Source organism: Arthrobacter sp. NPDC057259 (assembly GCF_042668995.1).
Lineage (GTDB): Bacteria > Actinomycetota > Actinomycetes > Actinomycetales > Micrococcaceae > Arthrobacter.
On record NZ_JBHUYA010000008.1, the window covers coordinates 1 to 26,217 of the forward strand.

The 26,217-nt window shown below is 68.7% G+C and carries 23 protein-coding genes, 1 tRNA gene and 1 rRNA gene; 16 read left to right on the forward strand and 9 right to left on the reverse strand.

The window, feature by feature from the left end:
- Together rrf and ACFUCU_RS13260 are read left to right on the forward strand one after the other, a co-directional pair.
- Positions 1–89 (forward strand): 5S ribosomal RNA (rrf, locus tag ACFUCU_RS13255); the annotation flags it as partial.
- Positions 90–292: 203 nt separating this feature from the next.
- Positions 293–781 (forward strand): SRPBCC domain-containing protein, encoded by a 489-nt coding sequence (locus ACFUCU_RS13260; RefSeq protein WP_377973042.1) that lies wholly within the window; start codon positions 293–295, stop codon positions 779–781.
- A 164-nt stretch (positions 782–945) separates the two neighbouring features.
- Here ACFUCU_RS13260 and ACFUCU_RS13265 read toward each other — a convergent pair whose 3' ends face one another.
- Together ACFUCU_RS13265 and ACFUCU_RS13270 are read right to left on the reverse strand one after the other, a co-directional pair.
- Entirely contained in the window at positions 946–1,980 is a 1,035-nt protein-coding gene (locus ACFUCU_RS13265; protein WP_377973043.1) for a LacI family DNA-binding transcriptional regulator, read from the reverse strand.
- 2 nt (positions 1,981–1,982) lie between these two features.
- Positions 1,983–3,719, reverse strand: a complete 1,737-nt coding sequence (locus ACFUCU_RS13270; protein WP_377973044.1) for an alpha-amylase family glycosyl hydrolase — start codon at positions 3,717–3,719, stop codon at positions 1,983–1,985.
- Between the two features lie 334 nt (positions 3,720–4,053).
- Between ACFUCU_RS13270 and ACFUCU_RS13275 the strand changes: the two genes are divergently transcribed.
- The 5 genes from ACFUCU_RS13275 to ACFUCU_RS13295 all read left to right on the forward strand — a co-directional run bounded on the left by ACFUCU_RS13275 (position 4,054) and on the right by ACFUCU_RS13295 (position 11,465).
- Positions 4,054–5,358 carry a maltose ABC transporter substrate-binding protein gene (locus tag ACFUCU_RS13275; RefSeq protein ID WP_290258788.1) on the forward strand — a complete coding sequence of 435 codons (1,305 nt, stop codon included), beginning with the start codon at positions 4,054–4,056 and terminating at the stop codon, positions 5,356–5,358.
- A 127-nt stretch (positions 5,359–5,485) separates the two neighbouring features.
- Positions 5,486–7,147: an ABC transporter permease subunit gene (locus ACFUCU_RS13280; RefSeq protein ID WP_377973045.1), complete on the forward strand. Its 1,662-nt coding sequence runs from the start codon at positions 5,486–5,488 to the stop codon at positions 7,145–7,147.
- Positions 7,144–8,142, forward strand: coding sequence for a sugar ABC transporter permease (locus tag ACFUCU_RS13285; protein WP_377973046.1), 999 nt, complete (start codon positions 7,144–7,146; stop codon positions 8,140–8,142). Before ACFUCU_RS13280 ends, ACFUCU_RS13285 begins: the two co-directional genes overlap by 4 nt.
- Before the next feature lies 1 nt (position 8,143).
- Positions 8,144–10,048, forward strand: a complete 1,905-nt coding sequence (locus ACFUCU_RS13290; RefSeq protein ID WP_377973047.1) for a glycoside hydrolase family 13 protein — start codon at positions 8,144–8,146, stop codon at positions 10,046–10,048.
- Positions 10,049–10,094: 46 nt separating this feature from the next.
- Positions 10,095–11,465, forward strand: coding sequence for an FAD-binding oxidoreductase (locus ACFUCU_RS13295; protein ID WP_377973048.1), 1,371 nt, complete (start codon positions 10,095–10,097; stop codon positions 11,463–11,465).
- Between the two features lie 21 nt (positions 11,466–11,486).
- Here the strand turns inward: ACFUCU_RS13295 and ACFUCU_RS13300 are convergent, their stop codons facing one another.
- The gene (locus tag ACFUCU_RS13300) at positions 11,487–12,902 is read right to left on the reverse strand and encodes a DUF4032 domain-containing protein (RefSeq protein WP_290258805.1); all 1,416 of its coding nucleotides are present in this window, start codon (positions 12,900–12,902) and stop codon (positions 11,487–11,489) included.
- A gap of 120 nt (positions 12,903–13,022) precedes the next feature.
- Positions 13,023–14,105: an ABC transporter ATP-binding protein gene (locus ACFUCU_RS13305; RefSeq protein ID WP_290258783.1), complete on the reverse strand. Its 1,083-nt coding sequence runs from the start codon at positions 14,103–14,105 to the stop codon at positions 13,023–13,025.
- Between the two features lie 247 nt (positions 14,106–14,352).
- On the opposite strand from ACFUCU_RS13305, the gene ACFUCU_RS13310 reads away from it, so the two are divergent.
- Complete coding sequence (locus tag ACFUCU_RS13310) at positions 14,353–14,763, forward strand: VOC family protein (protein ID WP_364138831.1); 411 nt, start codon at positions 14,353–14,355, stop codon at positions 14,761–14,763.
- 70 nt (positions 14,764–14,833) lie between these two features.
- Here the strand turns inward: ACFUCU_RS13310 and otsB are convergent, their stop codons facing one another.
- On the reverse strand, positions 14,834–15,637 hold the full coding sequence (otsB, locus tag ACFUCU_RS13315) for a trehalose-phosphatase (RefSeq protein ID WP_364138829.1): 804 nt from the start codon (positions 15,635–15,637) through the stop codon (positions 14,834–14,836).
- Positions 15,627–17,036 carry a trehalose-6-phosphate synthase gene (locus ACFUCU_RS13320; RefSeq protein WP_377973176.1) on the reverse strand — a complete coding sequence of 470 codons (1,410 nt, stop codon included), beginning with the start codon at positions 17,034–17,036 and terminating at the stop codon, positions 15,627–15,629. Before ACFUCU_RS13320 ends, otsB begins: the two co-directional genes overlap by 11 nt.
- Before the next feature lie 306 nt (positions 17,037–17,342).
- Here ACFUCU_RS13320 and ACFUCU_RS13325 point away from each other — a divergent pair, with 306 nt between their 5' ends.
- Both ACFUCU_RS13325 and ACFUCU_RS13330 read left to right on the forward strand, forming a co-directional pair.
- On the forward strand, positions 17,343–18,233 hold the full coding sequence (locus ACFUCU_RS13325; RefSeq protein WP_377973049.1) for a DsbA family protein: 891 nt from the start codon (positions 17,343–17,345) through the stop codon (positions 18,231–18,233).
- Positions 18,234–18,387: 154 nt separating this feature from the next.
- A tRNA-Thr gene (locus ACFUCU_RS13330) sits at positions 18,388–18,461 on the forward strand.
- A 69-nt stretch (positions 18,462–18,530) separates the two neighbouring features.
- On the opposite strand, the gene ACFUCU_RS13335 is transcribed toward ACFUCU_RS13330, so the two are convergent.
- Genes ACFUCU_RS13335 through ACFUCU_RS13345 form a run of 3 tightly spaced genes read right to left on the reverse strand, consistent with a single transcriptional unit; the run spans position 18,531 to position 20,680 of the window.
- Positions 18,531–19,091, reverse strand: a complete 561-nt coding sequence (locus ACFUCU_RS13335; RefSeq protein WP_377973050.1) for a hypothetical protein — start codon at positions 19,089–19,091, stop codon at positions 18,531–18,533.
- A 9-nt stretch (positions 19,092–19,100) separates the two neighbouring features.
- Positions 19,101–19,859 (reverse strand): FadR/GntR family transcriptional regulator, encoded by a 759-nt coding sequence (locus ACFUCU_RS13340; RefSeq protein ID WP_377973051.1) that lies wholly within the window; start codon positions 19,857–19,859, stop codon positions 19,101–19,103.
- Positions 19,856–20,680, reverse strand: a complete 825-nt coding sequence (locus ACFUCU_RS13345) for an IclR family transcriptional regulator (protein WP_290258777.1) — start codon at positions 20,678–20,680, stop codon at positions 19,856–19,858. Before ACFUCU_RS13345 ends, ACFUCU_RS13340 begins: the two co-directional genes overlap by 4 nt.
- A 258-nt stretch (positions 20,681–20,938) precedes the next feature.
- Between ACFUCU_RS13345 and ACFUCU_RS13350 the strand changes: the two genes are divergently transcribed.
- From ACFUCU_RS13350 to ACFUCU_RS13375, 6 genes are all read left to right on the forward strand, one after another.
- On the forward strand, positions 20,939–22,258 hold the full coding sequence (locus ACFUCU_RS13350; protein ID WP_377973052.1) for an MFS transporter: 1,320 nt from the start codon (positions 20,939–20,941) through the stop codon (positions 22,256–22,258).
- Positions 22,255–23,553 carry a CaiB/BaiF CoA transferase family protein gene (locus tag ACFUCU_RS13355; RefSeq protein ID WP_377973053.1) on the forward strand — a complete coding sequence of 433 codons (1,299 nt, stop codon included), beginning with the start codon at positions 22,255–22,257 and terminating at the stop codon, positions 23,551–23,553. Before ACFUCU_RS13350 ends, ACFUCU_RS13355 begins: the two co-directional genes overlap by 4 nt.
- Positions 23,550–24,335, forward strand: a complete 786-nt coding sequence (locus tag ACFUCU_RS13360; protein ID WP_377973054.1) for an enoyl-CoA hydratase/isomerase family protein — start codon at positions 23,550–23,552, stop codon at positions 24,333–24,335. The genes ACFUCU_RS13355 and ACFUCU_RS13360 overlap by 4 nt, the downstream gene beginning before the upstream one ends.
- 107 nt (positions 24,336–24,442) lie before the next feature.
- The gene (locus ACFUCU_RS13365) at positions 24,443–24,931 is read left to right on the forward strand and encodes a GyrI-like domain-containing protein (RefSeq protein ID WP_377973055.1); all 489 of its coding nucleotides are present in this window, start codon (positions 24,443–24,445) and stop codon (positions 24,929–24,931) included.
- A gap of 168 nt (positions 24,932–25,099) precedes the next feature.
- The gene (locus ACFUCU_RS13370) at positions 25,100–25,402 is read left to right on the forward strand and encodes a DUF4193 domain-containing protein (RefSeq protein ID WP_056741192.1); all 303 of its coding nucleotides are present in this window, start codon (positions 25,100–25,102) and stop codon (positions 25,400–25,402) included.
- A 293-nt stretch (positions 25,403–25,695) separates the two neighbouring features.
- The gene (locus ACFUCU_RS13375) at positions 25,696–26,217 is read left to right on the forward strand and encodes a hypothetical protein (RefSeq protein ID WP_377973056.1); all 522 of its coding nucleotides are present in this window, start codon (positions 25,696–25,698) and stop codon (positions 26,215–26,217) included.

The following is a 26,217-nucleotide window of genomic DNA, read 5'->3' on the forward strand; positions in this document are numbered from 1 at the left end:
CCGGTCCCATTCCGAACCCGGAAGCTAAGACCCACAGCGCCGATGGTACTGCACCCGGGAGGGTGTGGGAGAGTAGGTCACCGCCGGACATAATTTAGCGGCTCAGGCCCCGACACTCAGTGTCGGGGCCTGAGCTCTTTAACGACCACAGCAGCAACGACGTAGGAGCCCCTCCCGTTGAGCCGGCTCTGGAGCCGGCAGCAACGGCGTAGGAGCCCCCCCGCTGAGCCGGCTCTGGAAGGGGGAGTATGCACGGGGTGGTGCATCGACTGCCCTAGTAGAGTTGATGCCCATGGATAACCTCTTCAGCCACGCAACGCCCGCCCCAGAGCCCGGGCCCTCCGAGGACCTCGACCCGCTGGTGTGCACCGTCGTCGTACCCGGCGCCGTCGCCAGGGCATTCGTGGGTTTCACTGAGCACACGCACCTGTGGTGGCCGCTCGAGGAGCACGGCGTCTACGGGGCAGGCTCGTACGTGGAATTCGAGGAAAGCCTGATCCTGGAGACCGCTGACGACGGTCGGACCTCCATCTGGGGTACCATCGACGACTGGCAGCCGCCGCTCTCCTTCCACGCCAGCTGGCACCCCGGAACCCAGGCGTTGTGGTCGACGGAGATCCGCGTGGCGTTCCGTGCAGTGGAGGGCGGTACCGAGCTCCGGCTGGTTCACAGCGGCTGGGAAGGTGCCGAACACCCTGCAGCCACCCGTGACGAGTACGAGGGCCTCTGGCCCATGATTCTGCAGCGCTATGTCCGCTTCATGGGCGGCGACCAGGGCTAGCCCCCCGGTCATGTACGCTCCTCCCCAGTTACTCGGCAGGGAAGTGCGGGATCGGGCCCCGGAAGGCCCGCGGTCAGCCCTCTACGGCTGAGCGAATGGTAGGGCTGCGGGAGTAACCGGGTAGGATCGTACGCCAAGCTGCGGTCTTGGTGCGGCTGAGACGATTAGTGCAGCGGAGACGCGTCCGCCGGGGGCACGGCGGTGCTGGAGCGGATGACGAACCGGGTGGGGTATTCCATGTCCGTGGCAGCAGGCTCCCCGTTGCCGCCTTCCAGCCCTTCCAGGAGGCGACGGACCGCGAGGGCGCCCTGGCCGCGGGCATCCTGATCAATGGTGGTGAGGCCGAAGACCTCGCCCAGCTCGTGGCCGTCGATGCCGATCACCGAAAGATCCTCAGGAACGCGGAGCCCGAAGTCGCGGGCCGCGAGAATGGTGCCGATCGCCATCTCATCCGAGGCGGCGAACACCGCCGTCGGACGCTCAGGCGAGCTCCCCAGCAGTTGCCGGGCGCTGGCGTAGGCGCCCTGGATGGTGAAGTCGGCGGAGACCAGCCACTCCGGCCGCACGGGAAGGCCGGCACCGTGCATCGCCGCCGTAAAACCTGCCTGGCGGGTGCCCGGCAGCCGGAAGTCTTTGTCGTAGGCGGCGTCTCCGGTCATATGCGCAATCCGGCTGTGCCCCAGCTGGATCAGGTGCCGGGCGGCAGCCTCCGCCAGGGCAGAGTCGTTGATCCGTATGGTGGGAGCCCCGGGGAGGGGGCCGCCGATGCCAACGATGGGGCGGTGGATGGCCAGCAGCTGCTGGATTTCGGCCTCGCTGAGCTCCAGGGACACCGCAATGACCGCGTCCACCCGCTTGCGCAGCAGGAAGTCGTTCAGGACGCTGTGCCGCCGCTCCTCGCCGTCGCTGACGTTGTACAGCGTGAGATCGTAGCCGGCGTCGAGCAGGGTGGCCGAGACGCCTTCCACTACCGCGGAGAAGAACCAGCGGTGCACGGACGGAACCACGACGCCGACGTTGTGGTTCCGCCCGGACGCCAGGCTGGAGGCATGGTAGGAGAGGACGAACCCGAGTTCCGCGGCCGCGGCCTGGGCCAGCGCGCGGCTGCGGGGAGAGACGTTGCCCTTGCCGCTCAAGGCGCGTGAAACGGTGGCGATGGAGAGGCCGGCCCGTTCCGCGACGTCCTTGATGCCGGGCATTTTCAGCTCTCCGTGTCCTCGATGTAGATTTCCAGCCAAACAGTTTCCCCTGAGCCTAACTGATGCTCCGGGACGTTCATGCCGGCAGCCGCGGAGCTGCGGAGCAGCACGGTTCCGGCGGGCAGGTCGAGCGGTTCGTGACCCACATTCATCAGCACCGCGACGGTGCCGTTCAGGTAGCCCAGCGAGCTGTCCGTGGACCAGTCCTCGAGCCAGGCCAGGGAGCCCTCGCCGAGGCGCAGCTGCCGGCGCAGTGCGAGCATGTTGCGGTAAAGGTTCAAATGCGACGACGGCGAAGCGGCCTGGGTGTCCCGGGCCAAGGCGCCGAAGCTTTCCGGCTGGGGCAGCCACGGGTCCGCGCCGGAGCCGAAGCCGTTGTTCGGTTCGCCGGCCCGCCACGGCAGCGGCACACGGCAACCGTCGCGGCCCAGCCGCTCGCCACCGGTCCGCCCGAAGGTGGGGTCCTGGCGCTGGTGGTCGGGGATGTCGATGCCGTCCGGCAGGCCGAGTTCCTCGCCCTGGTAGAGGTATGCCCCGCCGGGCAGGCCCAGCATGAACATCGTGGCGGCGGCGGCGCGGGCGCGGCCGAGCTCGGCGTTCGGCTGGGGATCGGCGGGACCGATGCCGTCGCCGTCGCGGGGTGCCGGGCCGTCGTAGCCGAAGCGGGTGGCGTGCCGGACGACGTCGTGGTTGGACAACACCCAGGTGGTCGGGGCGCCGACGGCGTCCAGGGCGTTCAGGGACTCGGTCACCACGCGGCGCATGCGGTGCGGGTCCAGGCCGGCGTGCAGGTACGGGAAGTTGAACGCCTGGTGCATCTCGTCGGGGCGGACCCAGTCGGCCAGCCGGGGGAGCGGGTCCACATTTGCCTCGGCGCAAAGGATCCGGTCCGGACCGTATTCGGCCAGGATCCGGCGCCAGGCGCGGTAGATGTCGTGCAGGGCCGGCTGGCCGAACATCGGCGCCTCGTGGCCGGGGAAGCCGTCGGAGCTGTTGCCGTCGGCGCGGCCGCCCCACGCCGGCAGGCCGGGGGCCTTGACCAGGGCGTGGGCGACGTCGACGCGGAAGCCTGAGACCCCACGGTCCAGCCAGAACCGCAGGACGCGTTCGAACTCGGCGTGGACGGCGTCGTTGTCCCAGTTGAAGTCGGGCTGGGAGGAATCGAAAAGGTGAAGGTACCACTGGCCGGCCGTGCCGTCGGGCTCCGTGATCCGGGTCCAGGCCGGACCGCCGAAGTGCGACTGCCAGTTGTTCGGGGGAAGCTCGCCGGACTCGCCGAGTCCGTCGCGGAAGATGAACATGTCCCGCTCCGGGCCGTCGGCCGGGGCGGCGAGGGCGGCCTGGAACGCGGCGTGCTGGTCCGAGCAGTGGTTGGGCACCAGGTCCACGATCATCCGCAGGCCCAAGCGCTTGGCCTCGGCCATCATGGCGTCGAAGTCGTCCAAGGTGCCGAAGAGCGGGTCCACGTCGCAGTAGTCGCTGACATCGTAGCCGGCGTCGCGCTGCGGGGAGCGGTAGAAGGGGGAGAGCCAGACGGCGTCGACATCCAGTTCGGCGAGCTGCGGCAGCTCTGCCGTGATCCCGGCGAGGTCACCCACGCCGTCGCCGTTCAGGTCGCGGAAGGACCGGGGGTAGACCTGGTAGATAACGGCGGACCGCCACCAGCCGGGCGTGTGGTCTGCGGCGTGCACCAGGGTCAACGGGCCGGCGAGGGAGGCTGGGACTGTATCAACTGACATGCCGGTAATCGTAAGGCCGAAGACACCGAAATGAAAACGCTTCCAGAAGTTTCGGTCACCCGCTTCTCCCGGCACCGGGGCCCCTCCGTCGGGGTAGCAATGCGAATTTGCTTGTAACGCCGGGCTAATCGGCGGCCTAAGGAGCCCTAAGGGCCAGCCGGAGGGGCCGGCGCCCGCGACACGCCCGGCAAATACCGACTTCCCAAACCACCTACCGGCGTGTAACTTGGAAGCGCTTGCAGCTGTGAGCCACATCACCGACGATGCCACCAGGCCCGACTCGATCCGATCGGGCCTCACGTGTGGATGCAGGATCTTTATGAAAGGGACACCAATGAAGGTGCAGAACACCCTCACCACCGGCACCAGCCGCCGGGTTTTCACGGCAGGTGCCGTCTCCGTCGTGGCCGCGCTGGCCCTCAGCGCCTGCGGCGGCGCGGCAGCCACCTCCCCGGCCTCGCCGTCCGCCACGGCCAAGCCGGACCTCAAGGCCTCCGGTGCCAGCACCATCACCATGTGGGTCGACGCCGAGCGCTCCCCGGCGCTGAAGGACATCACCGCCAAGTTCCAGGCCGACACCGGCATCGAGGTCAAACTGGTGGTCAAGGACTTCGCCGCCGTCCGTGACGACTTCATCACCCAGGTCCCCACCGGCAAGGGCCCGGACCTGATCGTCGGACCGCACGACTGGGTAGGCAAGTTCGTCCAGAACGGCGTGATCGCCCCCGTCGAACTCGGCGACAAGAAGGGCTCCTTCCAGGATTCCTCGATCAAGGCCATGACCTACAACGGCTCGGTTTACGGTGTCCCGTACGCGATCGAGAACATCGCACTGCTGCGCAACACGGCAATCGTCTCCGATTCCGCCAAGACCATGGACGAGGTCATCAGCAACGGCAAGAAGGCCGTCGCCGACGGCAAGGCCAAGTTCCCGTTCCTGGTGGGCATGGACCCCAAGCAGGGCGACCCGTACCACCTGTACCCGCTGCAGTCCTCGATGGGTTCGCAGGTCTTCGGCAAGGCTGCCGACGGCGGCTACGACCCCAAGCAGCTCCTCATCGGCGACGCTGCCGGCGTCGAGTTCGCCAAGAAGCTCGCCGCCTGGGGTGACGCCGGCGAAAAGATCATCAACTCCAACATCACCGGTGATATCGCCAAGGAGAAGTTCCTGGCCGGGGAGTCCCCGTACTACCTGACCGGCCCGTGGAACGTTCCGGACGTGCAGAAGAAGGGCATCAAGTTCGCTGTTGACCCGCTGCCGACCGCAGGCGACCAGCCGGCGCAGCCGTTCATCGGCGTCAACGGCTTCTTCATCAGCTCCAAGAGCGCCAACGCCCTGGCCACCAACGAGTTCGTCACCAACTACCTCACCTCCGAGGCAGCCCAGGACTCCATGTACAAGGCCGGCGGCCGCCCGCCGGCACTGAAGGCCTCCTTCGACAAGGCCGCCAGCGACCCGGTCGTCGCGGCCTTCGGCAAGATCGGCGCCACCGGCGTCCCGATGCCGGCCATCCCGGAAATGAGCGCCGTCTGGGCTGACTGGGGTGCAACCGAACTGTCCTTGATCAAGGGCCAGGGCGACCCGGCCGCCGATTGGGCCAAGATGGCTGCCAGCATCAAGACCAAGATCGGGGGCTAGCCCCCGCGCCGGATCCCGCCGCCGCGCTTAGGCGCGGCGGAGGGATCCGGACAGCTCCGGGCCAGGCGGCACCACACCGCCCGGCCCGTTCCTGCATCACCCTGCTTCTCCCAAGGACTGAAGAGCCATGCCAGATACAGAACTCCGCGAGGGCACCGACCCCTCCGCCGCACCGCCAGCCCCGGGCGCGGGAACCCGCACGGGCAAGCGAACGGGACGGCAGGCCGGGTCAGCCCGCCGCCGCACCTCCCCGGACGGGACCAAGGGCGTCATCGCCAAGATCGTCCTGCTGGGCCTGGTCGATGCGCTGGCCGTCTTCGTCCTGACCATGCTGTTCCTCAGTCACTCCTGGACCGTCCTGGTGGTCTCCGCCGTCGTGGTCCTGGCGATCAACTGGATCTACCTGCGCAAGGGCGGACTTCCGGCCAAATACCTGGCACCCGGCGTCCTGTTCCTGCTCATCTTCCAGGTCTTCGTGGTGGTCTTCAGCGGCTACATCGCCTTCACCAACTACGGCGACGGGCACAACAGCACCAAGGATGACGCGATCGCCGCCATCCAGCTCACCGCCCAGAAGCGCGTCCCGGACTCCCCGGCTTATAAGACCTCGGTCCTGGCCAAGGGCGATTCGTTCTACCTGCTCTTCACAGACCCGGCCGGCAAGGTCTCCCTCGGCAGCACGGACAAGCCCCTTGAGGACGCCGCCGGCGCGGTCAAGGACTCCACCGGCAAGGCCAAGTCCCTGGACGGCTACCAGACCCTGAACTTCCAGGAGATCGTCGCCAACCAGCAGAAGATCCTGGCCCTCACCGTCCCCGTCTCCGCCGACCCGGCCGACGGAACACTGCGCACCGCGGACGGCAGCAACGCCTATCAGTTCAAGCCCTCGCTGAAGTACGACGCCGGCGCGGACACCTTCACGGACACGGACAGCGGGGCCGTCTACCGCGACAACGGCAAGGGCGCCTTCGCCGCGGCCGACGGGCAGACGCTGTCCACCGGCTGGAAGATCGACGTCGGCTTCGAAAACTTCTCCCGCGCCTTCACCGACCCGAGCCTGCGCGGGCCGCTCTTGGGCGTCATTCTCTGGACCTTCACCTTCGCCATTGCCTCCGTGGCGCTGACCTTCGCCCTGGGCCTGTTCCTGGCCATCGCCTTCAACCGCGAGGACCTCAAGGGCAAGAAGGTCTACCGGATCCTGATGATCCTGCCCTATGCCTTCCCCGCCTTCCTCACCGGCCTGGTCTGGTCCGGCATCCTCAACCCGGAGTTCGGCTGGCTGAACCAGACCCTCCTGGGCGGCGCCCATATCGGCTGGCTGACGGATCCGGTGCTGGCCAAGATCAGCGTCCTGGTGGTCAACCTCTGGCTCGGCTACCCGTACATGTTCCTGGTCTGCACCGGCGCGTTGCAGTCCCTGCCCTCCGAACTGGACGAGGCTGCCCGGATGGACGGCGCCAGCGCCTGGCGGGTGTTCCGCTCGATCAAGCTGCCGCTGCTGCTGGTCTCGATCGCCCCGCTGCTGATCTCGTCCTTTGCGTTCAACTTCAACAACTTCAACGTCATCTTCATGCTCACCGGCGGCGGCCCGCGCTTCGCGGACACCACACGGGACATCGGCGCCACGGACATCCTGATCACCCTGGTCTACAAGGTGGCCTTCGGGCAGGGCACCGGCCGCGACTACGGACTGGCCAGCGCCCTTGCCATCATCATCTTCATCATCGTGGCCACCGTATCGGCCATCAGCTTCAAGCAGACCAAGGCACTCGAGGACGTGAACTCATGAACGGGCCAGCATCGCGCACCGCATCGTCGGCGACCCCGACGGACCAGGCCACCGGGACGACGGCGGAGCCGGCAACGGGGGAGGCAGCCCGCGCCACCGCCGCCGACGTCGAACGCCTCAAGTCCCTGCACCGCCGCCGCCCCTTCGGCGTCTGGTTCGCGGACAAGGGCTGGCGCCACCTGGTGGGCATCGCCGTCACCATCTTCGCGATCTTCCCGCTCCTTTACGTGCTCTCCGCCGCGCTGAACTCCACCGGCACCCTGGTGGGATCCAACGCCCTGTTCAGCAAGATCGACTTCGGCAATTTCACCGCCCTGTTCAACATCCCGTCCCGGCCCTTCGCCCGCTGGTTCCTGAACACCCTGGTGGTCGGCGGCATCACCTCCGCGGCCACCGTGTTCCTCGGCGCCATGGCGGCCTACGCTTTCTCCCGGATGCGTTTCACCGGCCGTCGGGTGGGGCTGCTGAGCCTGCTGCTGCTGCAGATGTTCCCGCAGCTGCTCGCCGTCGTCGCGATCTTCCTGCTCCTCAGCGGCATCTCCGAGGTCATCCCGGCCCTGGGGCTGGGCAGCCAGCTGGGCCTGATCATGGTCTACCTGGGCGGCGCCCTGGGCGTGAACACCTATCTGATGTACGGGTTCTTCAACACCGTGCCGCAGTCCCTGGACGAGGCGGCCAAGATCGACGGCGCCAGCCACACTCAGATCTTCTTCGGCATCATCATGCGCCTGGTCACCCCGATCCTGGCCGTCGTGGGTCTCCTGACCTACATCGCCATCTCCGGCGAGTTCGTCATCGCCTCCGTGGTGCTGACCGACCCGGACAGCCAGACCCTCGCCGTCGGCCTCTACTCCTTCGTCGCCCAGCAGCGCTCGGAGAACTGGGGCGTCTTCGCCGCCGGCGCCGTGATCTCGGCCCTGCCGGTCATGGCCCTGTTCCTCTACCTGCAGCGCTACATCGTCAGCGGCCTCACGGCCGGCTCGGTCAAGGGCTAGGGTGTCCGGCGCCGCTGCCGCCGGGCTCCTGCCGCACCACGACGGGTCCGCGCTCCACGCTCCGGACGGCGTGGAGCGCGGCGGCCCGGTTCGGCTGCGGCTCCGGATCCCCGTCGGGTGGGGCGAGGCGTCCCGGGTCTGGCTCCGCTCCCTGCACGACGGGGAACCACGCTACGATCCCTGCGACCTCCTCGGGCGCGCCGACGGGTGGGCGTGGTGGGAGGCGGCGACGACGGCCACCAACCCCGTCCTCCGCTACCGATTCCTGATCGAGGCCGGCGGCCGGAACTGGCAGCTGAACGCCCAGGGCCTCTTCGGCCGGGACGTCTCCGACTACGCCGACTTCCGGCTGGGCACCTACCCGGCAGGGCCGGACTGGCTGCGGACCGGGACCATGTACCAGGTCTTCCCGGACCGGTTCGCCCGTTCCGCGCAGGCGGACACGCACCCGGCACCGGACTGGGCCGTCCCCTCGGACTGGCACACCACTCCGGTGGAGGGCGCCTCGGCGGTGACGCCGTACCAGTTCTACGGCGGCGACTTGCCCGGCATCACCGAACGGCTGGACCACATCCAGGCGCTCGGGGCGGACATCATCTACCTCACCCCGTTCTTCCCGGCCCGCTCCAACCACCGCTACGACGCGGCCACCTTCGCCACCGTGGACCCGCTCCTCGGCGGGGACCAGGCGCTGGTGGACCTCGTGGAGGCGGCGCACGCCCGGGGCCTCAAGGTGATGGGCGACCTCACCGCCAACCACTCCGGCGACGCCCACGAATGGTTCCGGAACGCCCTGGCCGGCCCGGACGCGCCCGAGGCGGACTACTACTACTTCTCCCCGGACCACAGCAACTACGAGGCCTGGTACGGCGTGCCCTCGCTGCCGAAGCTCAACTGGTCCTCCGAGGCGCTGCGTGACGCGTTCGTCCGGGATGAGGACTCGCCGGTGGCGCGCTGGCTGCTGCCGCCGTTCAACCTGGACGGCTGGCGGATCGACGTCGGCAACATGACCGGACGGCTCGGCGCGACGGATCTCAACCAGGATGTGGCCCGGCTGATCGCGGACCGGGTCCGCGGCATTAACCCGGATGCGGCGCTGCTGGCCGAGTCGACCAACGACGCGGCCCCGGACTTCAGCGGCGAGCACTGGCACGGCGCCATGACCTACTCGAATTTCACCCGCCCGCTCTGGGCCTGGCTGGCCGGCGAGGCCCGGCACGTGAACTTCTTCGGCACGCCGCTGCCGGGCCCCGGCCGGATCGATGCCGCCGAGTTCCTCGCCACCCACCAGGACCTGGCGGCCGCGTTCAGCTGGGACGTCCGCCGGCAGAACATGAACGCGCTGAACAGTCACGACACCGCCCGCGCGGCCACCGCCATGGTCGACGGCGGCCAGCAGCTGGGCGCGGTGCTGATGTTCACCCTGCCCGGCGTGCCGGTGCTCTTCGCCGGCGACGAATTCGGGCTCACCGGGGACAACGGCGAGTTCTCCCGGACCCCCATGCCCTGGGACCGACCCGACCGGGTCCGGCACGACCTTCGCGGCCTGTACGCCGCTTTGTCCGGGCTGCGCCGGGACCAGCCCGCGCTCACCGCCGGCGGCATCCGCTGGCTCTACGCCGATGGCGACGTGCTGGCCTTCATCCGCGAAACCGCCGGGGCCACGGTGCTGGTGGCCGTCACCCGGGCCGCCGCCGACGCTGGATTCGACCGGGCACTTCTGACCGCCGCACAGTGGAAGGGCCTGGCCGGTGCCCCCGCGCTCGTCGTCGGGGAGTTGGTGTTCGATGATGCCGGCAGGTTAGCTCCCGGCGACGTGGCCCGTGACGCCCAGCCGCGGCTGCGCTCCGCCGGCCCGGCGGCGGGGATATGGGTGCTGCCTGGGGTTGCCGTCCCGGGCGCCTAGACTGGGTCCGACACAGGGCGGGTTCAACGGCGAACGGGAGCGGCACATGCGCGGCATTATTGGGGATCTGACGGCGGCCCTGGGGGCGGACAAGGTCGTGACGGAGGATCCTGCGCTCGCCGCCTATGCCGTGGACCAGGCCCCCGTGCTGGACTACCAGTTGCCGCAGGCCGTGGTCTTCGCCGCGTCGGTCGAGGACGTGCAGGCCGTGGTCCGGGCCTGCGCCGCCCGCCGGGTTCCGCTCGTGGCCCGCGGCGCCGGCACCGGCGTCTCCGGCGGAGCCCACGCCAGCGAGGGCTGCGTTGTCCTCAGCCTGGAGAAGATGAACCGCATCCTGGACCTGAACCCCGATGACGAGACCGCCGTCGTCGAACCCGGCGTCGTCAACGCGGACCTCAACGCGGCCGCCGCCGTCCACGGCCTCATGTACGCGCCGGACCCGGCCAGCTACCGCAGCTCCACGATCGGCGGCAACGTCGCCACCAACGCCGGGGGCCTGCGCTGCGCCAAGTACGGGGTAACGCGGGACTCGGTGCTGGCCCTCGACGTCGTCCTGGCGGACGGTACCCTGATCCACACCGGACACCAGACGTTCAAGGGTGTGGCCGGCTACGACCTCACGGGGCTGTTTGTGGGCTCCGAGGGGACCCTCGGGATCGTCGTGGGGATCACCGTCCGACTCAAATACCTCCCGCGCGAGGTGCACACCATCGCCGCGTTCTACCCGGACTTCCGCAGCGCCGCGGCCGGGGTGCTGGCCGTGGGCAAGGCCCGGGTACAGCCCGCCATCATGGAACTGCTGGACAGCGGCACCCTCGCCCAGCTCGACGCCATACACGGCTCGACCCTCTCGGCCCGGGGCGCCTCGCTGCTGCTGCTCCAGACGGACGGCTTCGGCGCCGCCGCCGAGGCCGCCGCCATCCGGCCGCTGCTGGCCGCCGGCGGCGCGGTGGTGACCACGGAGGCGGACGCGGAAGCCGAGGCCCTGGTGGAGCTACGCCGGCACAGCCGCGGCGCCGAGGTCGATGACGAATACCGGGTGGGCGAGGACGTCGCCGTCCCGCGCTCCCGCCTGGTGGATTACGTGGCCGAACTCGAGGCGATGGCGGCCCGGCACGAGGTCCAGCTCAAGGTGGTGGCGCACGCCGGAGACGGCAACCTGCACCCCACGTTCTGGGTGGACCGGGACGGCGACGGCGTGGACCCCGGCGCGATGGAACGGCTGGGCGCCGCCCTGGACGAGTCGGTGACCGTGGCCCTCGCGATGGGCGGCACCATCACCGGCGAGCACGGCGTGGGCCAGTACAAGCTGCGCTGGCTGGGCCTGGAGCAGAAGGAACCGGTCCGCGAGTTGCAGTACCGGATCAAGGAACTCTTCGACCCGGCCGGGATCCTGAACCCCGGCAAGGCCATTTAGCCCGGCTGTGCTGCAACCGGCCTAGTCGTCCGCGTCCGGGTACTCGTCTTCCTCCGTCTCGTCGCCGTCGTAGCGGGACTCCTCAGTCTCGACCTCCAGGATCTTGAGCAGCTCGGTGTCCGGGTTCAGCATGATCGCGGCCTCGTCGCGCCGGTGCCGCAGCTCGGAGTCGATGTAGGACTGCACGGCCTCGGCCAGCGGGATGTGCCGGTTTTCCTTCTCGGACATGTACCAGCGGTGCTCCAGGATCTCGTGCACGGCCTCCGCGGGTTCGAGTTTCCCGGACAGGTCGCGGGGGATGGCGCGGACGATCGGCTCGAAGATCTGGCTGACCCACAGGTGGGCGCTGTACTCCTCGTCCATGCCGGGGTTGTTGTCCGCGCGGAAGGAGTCCATGTCGTTCAGCAGCCGGCGGGCCTGGTTCTCCTGGGCGTCCAGGCCGGTGAGCCGCAGCAGCCGGCGCTGGTGGTGGCCGGCGTCGACCACCTTGGGCTGGAGCTGGATGGTGGAACCGTTCTGGGTGGTCTTGATCGCGTATTCCTCGACGTCGAAGCCGAGTTCGTTGAGCCGCCGGATGCGGGCGGCCACCCGCCAGCGCTCGCCGACCTCGAAGGATTCCTTCTCCGTCAGCTCGGTCCAGAGCCGGCGGTAGCTCTCCATGATCAGCTCGCTGGTGGCCACGGGGTCCACCTTCTCCTCGATCAGCCCGCCGTCGAGCAGGTCCATCAGTTCCCCGGCAATGTTGACCCGGGCGATTTCCAGGTCGTACTCGCGCTGGCCGGTGGACAGGTCCGGGTACAGCTCGCCGGTCTCGGCATCCACCAGGTAGGCGGCGAAGGCGCCGGCGTCGCGGCGGAACAGGGTGTTCGAGAGGGACACATCGCCCCAGTAGAAGCCGATCAGGTGCAGGCGGACCAGCAGCAGGGCCTGGGCGTCGATCAGGCGGGTGAGGGTGTCCTTGCGCAGCATCTGTGAGAACAGGGCGCGGTAGGGCATGGAGAACTTCAGGTGCCGGGTCACCAGCACGGGGTTCAGGGGTTTGCCGTCCGGGGTGGTGCGGCCGGTGATGACCGCCACCGGCTCCACGCAGGGGACATCCAGCCGGGCCAGCTTGCGGAGCATGTGGTACTCGTGCCGGGCGATGTGCTCGGAGGTTTCCTTGATGGCGATGACCGAGCCGCCCAGGTGCGCGAACCGGACGATGTGCCGGGAGATGCCGCGGGGGAGTGCGGCCAGGTATTCTGCGGGCCAGTCCTCGAGGGCGATGTGCCAGGGCAGGTCCAGCAGCTCCGGCTCGGTGGCGGCCGCGGTGATGCTCAGCGAGCTGGAGATCGCCTTGTCGTCATTGGCGCTCGCGGGCACGTACCGGGGCAGCTTGCCGATCTGGCCGTAGTCAGTGGGTTCGTCGTGCCACTGGGCACCGTTGTCCTCGCTCATGCGGTTCTCCTCGGTCATGGGGCAATTCTCCCGCACCCGCCGGCGGCGCGCCTAACCACGGGGCGGTTAACGGCCGACGGCGGCCCTCCCGCAGGAGGACCGCCGTCGGATAAGACTGCGTTAGTCGCCGAGGCGCTCGCCGGTCTTGGTGTCGAACAGGTGCACATGGCCGGACTGCGGGCGGACCCAGATGGTCTCCCCCTTCATCGGCGGGCGGCGGCCGTCGACGCGGGCCACGATGTCGTGGTCCTTGCCGTCGAGCGTGGTGTGGCCGTAGACGTAGGCGTCGGCGCCGAGTTCCTCGACGACGTCGACCTCAACCTGCAGGCCCTCGCCCTGGCTGGCGGTCTCCAGGTCCTCGGGTCGGCTGCCCAGCGTGACGGTGGAGCCGGAGGCGTCCTCGAGGACATCGCGCGGCACCGGGTAGACGGTTCCGCCGAACTGCACGCCGCCGTCGACGACGGGCAGTTCCAGCAGGTTCATGGCGGGGGAGCCGATGAAGCCGGCGACGAAGACGTTCTTCGGCTTGTCGTAGAGGTTGCGCGGGGTGTCCACCTGCATCAGCAGGCCGTCCTTGAGGACGGCGACGCGGTCGCCCATGGTCATGGCCTCGACCTGGTCGTGGGTGACGTAGACGGTGGTGACGCCCAGGCGGCGGGTCAGCGACGCGATCTGGGTGCGGGTCTGGACGCGGAGTTTGGCGTCGAGGTTGGAGAGCGGCTCGTCCATCAGGAAGACCTGCGGGTTACGGACGATCGCGCGGCCCATGGCGACGCGCTGGCGCTGACCGCCGGAGAGGGCCTTCGGCTTGCGGTCCAGGTACGGCTCGAGGTCCAGCAGCTTGGCGGCTTCGCGGACACGCTCGGCCCGCTCTTCCTTGCTGACGCCCGCGATCTTGAGGGCGAAGCCCATGTTGTCCGCGACGGTCATGTGCGGGTACAGGGCGTAGTTCTGGAACACCATAGCGATGTCGCGGTCCTTGGGCGGCATATCGGTGACGTCGCGGTCACCGATCAGGATGCGGCCGGAGTTGACGTCTTCCAGGCCTGCGAGCATGCGCAGGGAGGTGGACTTGCCGCAGCCCGAGGGGCCGACGAGAACCAGGAACTCGCCGTCGGCGATTTCGATGTTCAGCTTGTCGACCGCGGGCTTTTCGGTGCCCGGGTAGAGCCGCGTTGCGTTGTCAAAAGTAACTGTTGCCACAGTTTTCAATCCCTTCACCGGCAGGTACGTGCCGGACGATCCGTTGTGAATGGTCTTTTTATTCAGTTGTGAGTCTTGCGCCTGCTCCCCGGCCGAAGCCGAGGAGTAGCCAGCGACGCCGCACGGTAGCTGTGCGCCACATCACATACAGAGTATGTCAGATGGATCGCGAATGGGGGAAAAGGTTACGGATGTCACTGGTGATCCCTGCCACCCGTGGCCGTGCGGCGCTGTGTAGGCTGTGCGCATGACGGCCCTCCAGATCTACGTGAGTTTCCCCGGTACCGCGCGCGAGGCTCTCGGGTTCTACGCCGATGTCTTCGGCGGTGACCTGGCCTTGTTCACCTATGAGCAGTTCAACCGCACCGACGGGCCGGCTGATGCGATCGCCCACGGTGAGCTGAGGGGGGACGTGCGCCTGGCCGGCTCCGACGCGGCCGAGGGTGAAGCCACCGTCCGGTGCGAGGGGCTGATGCTCTCGCTGTTGGGGACGGCCGAGCCCGCGGTCCTGCACCGGTGGTTCGACCGGCTGGCCGACGGCGGACGCGTGGTGGACCCGCTGGGCCCGAAGCCCTGGGGTGCCTCCGACGGCCAGGTGGTGGACCGGCACGGACTGCACTGGCTGATCGGCTACGAACCCGAGTCATCCCCCAACTGACTGGCAGGTAAGGCCGTTATGGGCGCTCAAGACGGCCTGAGCTGCGAGTCAGTGGGGTTGGGTGGCGCGGTCAGCTGCCGACGGCGGCCTTCCGCTCGCGCAGCAGTGCCTCCAGCAGTTCGGACACGTGCGGCGGGGCTTCCACCCGGAACTCCGCCTGGGTGAAGTCCAGGCCCACCTTCACTCCCAGGTCGCCTGAGACCAGGCTGCGCAGGGCGTCCTCGTCCGTGGTGTCGTCGCCGGCGAAGACCACCGCCGACGCGCCCGTGGCCTGCCGAAGGAAGGACACCGCCTCGCCCTTGGAGGCGTGGACCACGGAGGTCTCCAGGACCCGGTTGCCGGTCTTCAGGTAAACCCCGGCGCGGTCCTTCAGGGCGGACTTCGCCGCGGCCACGGCGTCCTCGGCCACGTCGTCCGCGGCCAGCCGGGTGTGGAGCACGACGCCGGCCGGCTTCTCCTCGAGCAGGGTGCCGGGTGCCACGTGGACGATCTCCTCCAGGACGGCCCGCACGTCGGCCAGGAGCCGGCGCTGATCCTCGTCGAGCTGAAGCTCGGCCGAGCCCGGACCCATCCAGATCTCCGCGCCGTGGCTGCCGATCAGCAGGGTCTTCTCCGGCGGGGACGCGACCGAGCGCAGGCTGTCCAGCGCGCGGCCGGAGATCAGCGCCGTCGTGGTCCGCGGCAGTTCGGCCAGGGCGGCAAACGCCGCGGCCGAGCGGGGGAGGGCGCGGGAGTCCTCCGCGTGATCCACCAGCGGGGCCATGGTGCCGTCAAAGTCCATGGCCACCAGCAGCTCCTCGGTGCCGGCGATACGCCGCACCGCCTCGAGCAGTTCGGGGGACAGGGAGAGCTTGGCGTCGGGCTCAGGAGTCATCACGCACCACCTTTTCCTGCAGCGCGCGGAGGAAGTCCGCGGACCAGAGATCGACGTCGTTGGTCAGGATCTGCTTGCGCATGGCCCGCATCCGGCGGGCGGCCTCGGCGGGTTCCATGTTCACGGCCCGCATGATGGTGTCCTTGAGCCCGTCGATGTCGTGCGGGTTCATCAGCAGCGCCTGCTTGAGCTGGTCCGCGGCGCCGGCGAACTCGCTGAGCACCAGCGCGCCGTCGTTGTTCGTGCGGGCCGTGACGTACTCCTTGGCAACCAGGTTCATGCCGTCGCGGAGGGCGGTGACCAGCATGACGTCTGCGGCCAGGTACAGCGCCACCATCTCCTCGATGGGGTAGCTGTGGTGCAGGTAGCGGACGGCGGTGTTCTGCATGGTGTCATAGGTGCCATTGATGTGGCCGACCGTACCCTCGACCTCTTCGCGCAGCAGCCGGTACTGCTCTACACGCTCTCGGCTGGGGCTGGCCACCTGGATCAGGGACGCGTCCTCGACCGTGACCTTGCCGTCCTCGAGGAGTTCCTCATAGGCCTTGAGCCGGTGCCGGATCCCCTTGGTGTAGTCCAGCCGGTCCACGCCCAACAGGATGGTCTTGGGGTTGCCGAGGTCGCGGCGGATCTGCTTGGCCCGCTCGATGACCTCCGGTTTCTGTGCCAGTTCGCTGATCTGCTTGACGTCAATGGAGATCGGGAAGGCCTGGGCCCGGGCGATGTGGGTGGTCTGGCCGTCGGTGCCCTTGACGTGCACCTGCTGCTGCTTGACGCTGGCGCCGAGGAAGCGGCGGGCAGAGCGCATGAAGTTCCCGGCGTCGCTGCTGCGCTGGAAGCCGATCAGGTCCGCGCCCAGTAGGCCGTCGATGATCGCGCGGCGCCAGGGCAGCTGGGCGAAGATCTCCGGCGGGGGGAACGGGATGTGGTTGAAGAAGCCGATCTTCAGGTCCGGGCGTTCCTCGCGGAGCATCCGGGGGACCAGTTGCAGCTGGTAGTCCTGCACCCAGACAGTGGCGCCCTCCGCGGCGTGGCGGATGACGGCGTCGGCGAAACGCTTGTTGACCCGGCGGTAGGTGTCCCACCATGCGCGGTGGAACTCCGGCGGGGCGATCACGTCGTGGTACAGCGGCCAGAGGGTCGCGTTGGAGAAGCCCTCGTAGTACAGTTCGACGTCGCGGGTGCTCAGCTGTACCGGGATCAGGTCGATGCCGCCGTGGCTGAACGGTTCGAGGTGTTCGTCCGGGGCGCCGTGCCAGCCCACCCATGCGCCGTCGGTCTTGGTCATCATCGGCGCCAGCGCCGTGACCAGGCCGCCGGGGGAGCGGCGCCAGCCGTCCTCGCAGCCGGGCTCGTCGGGGGAGCAGCGGTCCACCGGCATGCGGTTGGACACCACCATGAAATCGAAACGGTCGACGTCGTCCGTCCCGCCCTGGTGCCCCGCGGCCTTGCCCTCGGTTCCCGCGTCGGTGCCATGCTCGTGGTGCTTCTCGGCGCGGTGCTCTGCGCTTTCGGTTGCTTGCATTCGTGCTCCCTGGGGTCGCTTGTGGCTTGTGTTCACCCTATCGGGGCGGAATCTTCCGGGCTATTCGTCCGTTGGGCACACGGGAAGAAACTTGAAAGCGCAGGCTCCCCAGCTTTCTCACCTAAAATGATGACCGTGCCACCCGCTGGCGCAGTCCAGGCCGATCGACACGAGGAACCAATGAGCCCCGCAAACGAACCCCGTCAGTCCAAAGCTGAGCGCACCGCCGCGGCCCGCGAGAAGGCCCGTGAGATCCGCGAGGCCCAGCTCAAGAAGGACAAGCGCAACAAACTGCTCATTGGCTGGGGCATTGTCGCCGCCGTCGTCGCCATCATCGTGGTGGTGGCCCTCGTGGTGACCTCCAACATCAAGAACAACGCTCCCGTGGCCGACTCCGGGCCCACGCCCGCCAACGGCAACGTCCACGGCGGCGTGACCCTGCTGGCTAACACGGACGTGGCGAAGAGCGACGCCGCCACCGTCAAGCTCTCCGACGTTCCCGCCGCCCCGGCCACCCCGCCGGCAGACCTGAAGGCCCCCGGTGCCGATGCCGAGGCCGGCAAGCCCGTCAAGGTTGTCCTCTACATCGACTTCATCTGCCCGGTCTGCAAGAACTTTGAGGCGCAGTACAACGACACCATGACCAAGCTGCGCAACGACGGCAAGATCACCGTCGAGTACCGTCCGCTGGGCTTCCTGGACACCCGCTCCACCACCAACTACTCCTCCCGCGCCGCCGCCGCCGCGGCCTGCGTGGTGAACGAGTCCCCGGAGAAGTACGCGGCCTTCGTGGACGCCCTGTTCGCCAAGCAGCCCGCCGAGGGCAGCGCCGGCCTCTCCGACAACGAGCTGAAGAAGCTGGCCACCGACACCGGTGCGCAGAACATCGACAAGTGCGTGGATGACAAGACCTACCGCCCGTACGTGAAGTACACGACCCAGGAAGCCGCGGCCATCGGGGTCACCGGCACGCCGACCGTCTTCGTCGAGGGCAAGCAGTGGGGCAAGGGCGACAGCGCCAACACCCCGTTCGATCAGTACCTGCAGGCAGCGGTGGACGCCAAGAAGTAACCACCACGTCCGCTGGTGCGGCCCGGCCCCGGAGTTCTCCGGGGCCGGGCCGCTTTTGTGTGGCGGCGCATTTTTTACCGCCGGGCATCGGTGGGCTACCCTTATCTAGCCGTTGTCCTCCTGCGCTTTCCGCCGGATACGACGACGGCGGATTGCCTCCTTAGCTCAGTTGGCCAGAGCACCGCTCTTGTAAAGCGGGGGTCGTCGGTTCGAATCCGACAGGGGGCCCAGTGATACCCCTCCGTTCCGGCGCTTGTGCCCGGGGTGGGGGGGGGTTATTTTTCGGGGGTTAACGTCTTAGGGCCCGGTGATCCGGACGCCGGCCACTGCGCCGGTCCACGGGCCGGTGGGATTTTTCCTGACCAGCGCGGCCCTGACGTAGCCCGGCAACAGACTCACCGTCCGGGACGTTGGCGCCGTGCAGTCAAAAGCGATATTGGTCGGGCCAGCGGGCGTTTCGTCCTGGGAGTTCACGATGTGTGCGGCGTCGGTCCCGATACAGGCGGCCGTGACCTGGTAGTCGCCCGCGGTCTTGACCCGCCCCGCCTTCTGGAAGCCGACTCCGTTGCCGTCCGCAGGACCGGAATCGGCGAGCAGCACGGGCCCCGTCGCCCCCGCGAGTAGCCTCTCCAGTTCGGCCTCGTTCCGCTGTTGCGCGGCCAGGATGTCGGGTGCGACGGCAGGAATGGTGCGGGTGGGCCTGGGGGTAACCGCCGACGTCGGTGTGGCAGGCGGCCGCCCGCCGTCGTCGTCCTCGTAGGTGCAGCCGGCCAGCGATCCGGCCGCCACGCACAGCAGCACGCCCCCGGTCAGCATGGCGTTGGCCCGGTTGGTCCTCGTTCCCCCACAACGTGACATGGGCCGAGTCTAACCCCTAGGTACCGGGGAGGGCTGCCGCGGCGAGACTTCCTGGGCCCGCTCGTAGAACCACTCGATGTGTTCGCGCAGCAGCCGGGCCGCGCGCTCGCCGTCCTGGTCCCGGACGGCGTCGTAGATCCCGTGGTGCTGGGCCCGCAGGACCGCGAGGACCTCCGGCCAGGCCTCCATTGCGTCCATGGCACCCTTGACGTAATCCACGATCGCGCCGCTGAGCGACTCCATCATGGTGGCGACCACCGTGTTGCCGGCCAGGGAGCTGAGCGCGACGTGGAACCGGGCGTCGAGTTCGTGGAAGGTGGGCCGGTCCAGCTCCGGATCGTCCATGGCCGCCAGGAGTTGGGCCGCCTGCTCCAGACCGGCATCGCCCTCGTCGCGGGGCCGGGTGGCGGCGGCCTGCGCCGACCAGGTCTCCAGCAGGACGCGCGTCTGCACGATGTCCTCCACCGGCAGCCGGTTGCTGGCCACATGCAGCCGCAGGGCCGAGGACAGGCCGGCCGACGGGTTCGAAATGACGATCGCCCCGGAGGTGGGACCGGACCCGACCGAGCTGCGCAGCACGCCCATCGCGTCCAGGATGCGGATGGCCTCCCGCACCGAGGCCCGGGAGATCCCGTAGTTTTCGGCGAGCGTGCGTTCGCCGGGCAGCCGGTCGCCGAGCTTGATCTTCCCGGAACGCAGGTCCGCCTCGATGTCCTGCAGCAGCGCGTCGTAGGTACGACGGCGGGGTGCGGCGTCGGCAGCGGTCACGGATGGTTCCCTTCGATGGCGGATGCTGGCGTGGGTGGCCGGTAGCCCAGGGCGGCGCTGGCTTCACGGGCGGCGCCGGCCACCATGGGGCCCAGCCGCGGGACGTCCGCCGCACTGACCCGCTGGGTCGGGAAGCCCACGCCCAGGACGGCCGCGAGCTGCCCGTCGTACCGGAAGACGGGGGCGCTGATGGACCCGACGTCGCTGTTCCGTTCGCCGAACGCGGCGAAGTAGCCCTGCTCGCGGGCCAGTTCCGCCTGCGCGTCAAGCTCTTTCCAGCTGACCGGCGTGATGTCGGTGAACCGGGTCAGTTCGGTGTCCTTGAGGGCCTCCCGCGCTCCCGGGTCGAAGGCCAGAAAGATCTTGCCGGGTGCGCCGGCGTGGATCGGCATCACCTGGCCCACCAGGAAGGGCCGCATCACCACGTGCCGGGTTTCGGCCACGGCCACCACGGTGCGGTACTGCCCGTCCCGCATGTAGACGCACGCCGTCTCACCACTGTCGTCGCGGAGTTGCTGGATGATCGGGTGCAGCAGCCGGACCACGTCCAGGCCCAGGGTGCCCGGCGCGGCCCACTGGACCAGCCGCAGGCCGATCCGGTAGCGGTCGCCGTCGCGGTCCAGGAATCCCTCGCGCACCATGTTCTGCACCAGCCGCTGGCAGGTGCTCGCCGGCAGGCCGGTGGCCCGGGCAATCTGCTGCAGCGTCGGTTCCGGCGCATCGATCGAGAAGCAATTCAGGATGTCGCTGACCTTGCCCAGCACAAGGATGGGGGTCGTCCGGTCACCCTGCTCTTTTGCCGCCGCGTTGCCAGCTGCCACCTGCCACCGTCTTTCTCTACGGGTGTCCATCATAGCCAGCGGGTCCCGGTGTCCTGACGGATTACGCGCCCCTCGATCGTCGGCTAAACCTCCGAGTTTCCATTGACAGCTTTAGCCTAAACCCGCAATATGGGTTGCGAAACCATATTGTGGGTTTTGCGCAAAGGGTGAAAAGGGCCAGGAGCCCGCGAGCACCCGGCAACGCCTCCATCCAAGCAAGGGCATTGGGCCCAGCCGCGTCATAACAACGGAGTGATGATGACAGTTCAGGCAGTAACCCGAGAGCAGGCCGCACGGCGGGCAACCGTTGCCAGCGTCGTGGGCACCACCATCGAGTGGTACGACTTCTTCCTCTACGGGACGGCGGCGGCGCTGGTCTTCCCGCAGCTCTTCTTCCCGGGACAGTCGGCCTTCGCCGGCGTCCTGGCCGCGTTCGGCACCCAGTTCGTCGGCTTCGTGGCCCGCCCCGTCGGCGCCGCCATCTTCGGCCACTACGGCGACCGGATCGGCCGCAAGACCACCCTCATGGTCACCCTCTTCCTGATGGCCTTCGGCACCGTGCTGATCGGCTTCCTCCCCACCTTCCAGGCCATCGGCGTCGCCGCCCCCATCCTGCTGACCCTGCTGCGCATCATCCAGGGCATCGGCGTCGGCGGCGAATGGGGCGGCTCCGTGCTGCTCAGCATGGAATGGGGCCACCAGCAGCGCCGCGGCTTCTCCGCCAGTTGGCCGCAGATCGGCGTGCCGCTGGGCCTGGTGCTCTCGACCGGCGTCGTCCGCATCACCTCCGGCATCACCGGCACCGAGGGCTTTGCGAGCTTCGGCTGGCGCATCCCGTTCATCATCAGCATCCTGCTGATCGGCGTCGGCCTCTTCGTCCGGATGCGCGTGATCGAGAGCCCCGAGTTCGAAGCCATCCGCAAGTCCAACAAGGTCGTCCGCAACCCGCTGATCGAGGTCATCAAGCGCCAGCCCAAGGAAATCCTGCTCTCGGCCCTGGTCCGCATGTCCGAGCAGGCACCGTTCTACCTCTTCATCACGTTCGTGATCACCTACGCCGTCAAGCACCTGCAGCTCAACAGCAACTCGATCCTGGACGACACCCTGATCGCCGCCGCGCTGGGCCTGGTGAGCGTGCCGTTGTTCGGCCGGCTCTCGGACCGCTTCGGCCGGCGCAGGGTCTACGGCGTGGGCATCGTGCTGACCGCGCTCTTCGCCTTTCCCTACTTCGCCCTGCTGGACACCCGGGAACCCTTCATTGTGGGCGTCGCGATCGTGGTCAGCCTGATCCTGCACGACATCCAGTACGGCCCGCAGGCTGCGCTGATAGCGGAGAGCTTCGACGCCGACATCCGCTACACCGGCGCCGGGCTGGGCTACCAGCTGGCCAGCGTGGTGGCGGGCGGCCCCGCGCCGTTGATCGCTGCGGCCCTCCTGGCCCAGTACGGGAACTCGACGGCGATCGCCCTGTACATCATTGCCTGCTGCGCCGTCGCGATGCTGGCCCTGATCTTCCTGCCCAAGGCCGGCCACCGCTTCCCGACCAGCGCCGCCACCAAGACGGAAGCCACCGTATGAGCCTGACAGACACCGCACTCCGCCAAGAGGCAACGAACGACGCCGGGGCGGCAGCCCCGCAGACGTCAGGCCCGCAGACAGGGGCCGGGCCGGAGACCACGGAAGCCGCCGGACCGCTGAAGGACCTGGTGGTCCTGGACCTGAGCCGGATTCTCTCCGGCCCGTTCGCCACCATGACCCTCGCGGACCTCGGCGCGGACGTCATCAAGATCGAGCAGCCCGGCGCCGGCGACGACACCCGCCAGTGGGGCCCTCCGTTTCAAGGCGAGGAGGCCGCGTACTTCCTCTCCGTGAACCGGAACAAGCGCAGCCTCGCCGTCGACCTCAAATCCCCCGAGGGACTCGAAGTGGTCCGGGAGCTCGCCCGCCGCGCCGACATCGTGGTGGAGAACTTCCGCCCCGGCACCGCCGCCCGCCTGGGCCTGGGCTACGAGGAGCTCTCCAAGGACAACCCCGGCCTGGTCTACGCCTCCATCAGCGGCTACGGCCAGACCGGCCCGGACGCGCTCCGGCCCGGCTACGACGCGATCGCCCAGGCCCGCAGCGGGATCATGAGCGTCACCGGGGAGACCGACGGCCCGCCCGTTCGGGTGGGCGTCAGCAGCGCGGACCTGGTCGCCGGGATGTGGGCCACCATCGGCGTCCTTGCCGCCCTGCATGAGAAGCAGCGCACCGGGCAGGGCCAGTGGGTGGACATCAGCCTGCTCGACGGGTCCGTCTCCTGGCTGACCTACGTCTCCAGCGGCTACTTCGCCAGCGGAGAGGTTCCGCGCCGCTACGGCTCGGCACACCCCACGATCGCCCCGTATCAGGCGTTCCCCTCTGCGGACGGCTTCGTCATGGTCGCCGTCGGTAACGACGGGCTGTGGCGGCGCTTCGCGGACGCCCTCGGCGACGCGGCGCTCGCCGGGGATCCGCGGTACGTGAGCAATCCGTCCCGCGTAGCCCACCGGGAGGAACTGATTCCCGCGATCGAGGCCATCATGCGGACCCGCACCACGGAGGACTGGGTGCGCACACTGGACGAGGCCGGTGTGCCGGTGGGACCGATCCAGACTGTGGACCAGGCACTCGCCGATCCCCAGGTGCTGGCCCGTGGGATGGTGGCCGAGCTGGACCACCCGACCGCCGGACCCATGAAGGTGGTGGGCTGCCCGGTGCGGTTGACCCGGACGCCCGCCTCGGTGCGGACCGCCCCGCCCGTCCTGGGCCAGGACACGGACCAGGTGCTGGCGTCGCTGGGCCTGGACGCGGACCGGATCCACGCCCTGCACAGCAGCGGCGCGGTGCAGTGACGGCCGCGGTGGGGCACGCCCCGGGAGTCCGGCTGGATATCGACGACGACGGCGTCGCCCACCTGGAGGTGGGCACCGGCGAACGCTTCAACGCCCTCGACTCGGACCAGTGGCGGGCGCTCGCGGCCGAGGCCCGGGTGCTCGCCGCGGACCCCGCCGTCCGTGCCGTGGTGATTCGGGGTGCCGGCGGGACCTTCTGCTCCGGCTCGGACCTGCGGGAGTGGCAGGACGCGAGCGGGGACCAGGTGACCGGCGCCTTCGGTGCCATAGAGGAGGCGCTGCAGGCCGTGGAGGCCATCCCGGTACCGACGGTGGCCCTGGTGCAGGGTGTCGCCACAGGCGCGGGCTGCCAGCTGGCGCTCGCCTGCGACCTGCAGGTCCTGGAGGAGACCGCGCGGATCGGTATGCCGATCGCCCGGCTGGGGATGCTCATTCCGCCCACCTTTGCCAACCGGATGTCCCTCCGGATCGGTCCGTCCAAAACCAAGGATCTGCTCTTCGGCGGCCGGATTCACTCCGCCGCTGAGGCCCACGCGATGGGACTCGTCAGCACCCTGGCGGACCCGGGCCGCGGTCCCGCGGTGGCGGCGGCGCTGACGGAACACTGGTCCGGCCTGTCGCTGGCCTCGCTGCGGGCGTCCAAGGCGGCGGTCAACCAGGGACTGGCCCCGGTGGAACAGCCGGCCAAGGCGTTGCCGCCGGGTCCGGCCGCGGATCCGGTGGAATTCCGTGCACGGGTCAACCGGTTCCTGCACCGCAACCGCCGTCCGGCCGCGTCCTAGGGGCGCGTCCTAGGGTCGCGGGGGAGTTACCCGGGGGACCGACCGGGGGCCAATCTGGGGTCCAACCGGCCCTTGACCGGAACCGGGGGCGCGGGGAGGGTGGCCGTATGAACGAACACCAGCCCCACGCCGCCCCGGAGATCACCGTCAGCGACCGGCAGGAGCAGCCCACCGCGGTCATCCACGAAACAGTGCCGATGGCGGACCTGCGGGACTTCTTCGACCGGGCATACCGTTCCGTCATGACCGCCGTCCAGCGACAGAACGTCCAGCTGGCGGGCCCGCCGTTCGCGCTGTACCGGGGGACGCCTACCGACGTCGTCGATGTCGAAGCCGGCTTTCCGCTCGCGGGCCCCTATCCGGGAGGGGGCGACGGTGCCGTCGTCGCCGGGACCCTTCCCGGCGGCCGGGCGCTGGAGGCCACGCACGTTGGCCCGTACGACACCCTCCCTCAGACCTACGGAGCCGTCATGGCAAAGATGCAAGCGGACGGGCTCACCCCGGGGGAGGCCATGTGGGAGTACTATCTCACCGACCCGGCCGCGGAGCCGAACCCCGCAACCTGGAAAACGCTGGTGGTCTGGCCGGTCGCCTGAGCCGTGCAACAGCACCATAAAAACTGACATCTTCCGCGCCATCACGGGGATTTTTTGCCCCGGATGTCGCCTTGCGCACACTATTCTTCAACTTCTGCGATGATGCCCTAAACTGCTTCACTGAGGTGCCTGAAATGGCGCTATGCAGCAACGAAAGTGAATCCCGTTATGGCTACCGATTACGACGCCCCACGCAAGACAGAAGAAGAATCTCCCGCTGAATCGCTGGAGGCCCTTCAGGCGTCCCGTGGCGGCGGCGCCCAGACTGCTGTTATCGATGTCGACGAGAACGACACCGCCGAGGGCATCGACCTTCCCGGAGCCGATCTTTCCGGCGAAGAACTGACCGTGATCGTCGTTCCCGAACAGTCCGACGAGTTCACCTGCTCCTCCTGCTTCCTGGTCCGTCACCGGTCCCAGGTCGCCAAGGAAAAGAACGGCCTGAAGTACTGCCGCGACTGCGAGGGCTAAACAGCCTTCCCGTCGGGCCGGCACCACGGCCCGTACCAGTTTTTACCGCCTGAGCGCCCGGCGCCGACTCCCTTGGGGAGCGGCGCCGGGCGCTTTTGTGTACTGCATTCCTATACTGGCGTTACCTGCGGTTGATGACGGGTCACGGTTGATGGACCGCCGGACCTTGGGCCCTCCCCGTCCGGCGACAGCGGGCCTACGCTGGAAGAATCCGGGAAAAGCATGAAATCCGGGTGGCCCGAGGGGTGGCAGTGATGACTCGAATCCGTTCACGGAAACCTGCAGGCTGGCTGATGGCCCTGCTGCTCGCGGCCGGGTTGCTGTTGGCGGCTCCCGGGGCCGCCGTCGCAGCGCCGTACTGCGGGCAGGTCTGGGGCTCGCTGGCCAAATCGGATCCGGCGATGGGCCGGGCTCCGGTGACGAACGTCCGGACCGGCCAGCATTACTGTTACGACCGGCTGGTGGTTGACCTCAGGGGGCCTGCAGGCGGGTACACCGTGCGGTACGTTCCGCAGGTGGCGCAGGAGGGTTCCGGGATGCCGGTACCGCTGCGCGGCCTGGCGTTCCTGCAGATCACGGTAAATTCACCGGCCTACGACGACGCCGGGCAGGCCACGTATTCGCCGGCCAACAAGAACGAACTGACTGATGTCACCGGATACCGGACGTTCCGCCAGGTCGCCTGGGCGGGCAGTTTCGAGGGGTACAGCACCCTGGGGCTCGGGGTGCGGGCCAGGTTGCCGTTCCGGGTGTTCACGCTGCCGGGTCCGGACGCCGGTTCACGGCTGGTGATCGACGTCGGACACTACTGGTAG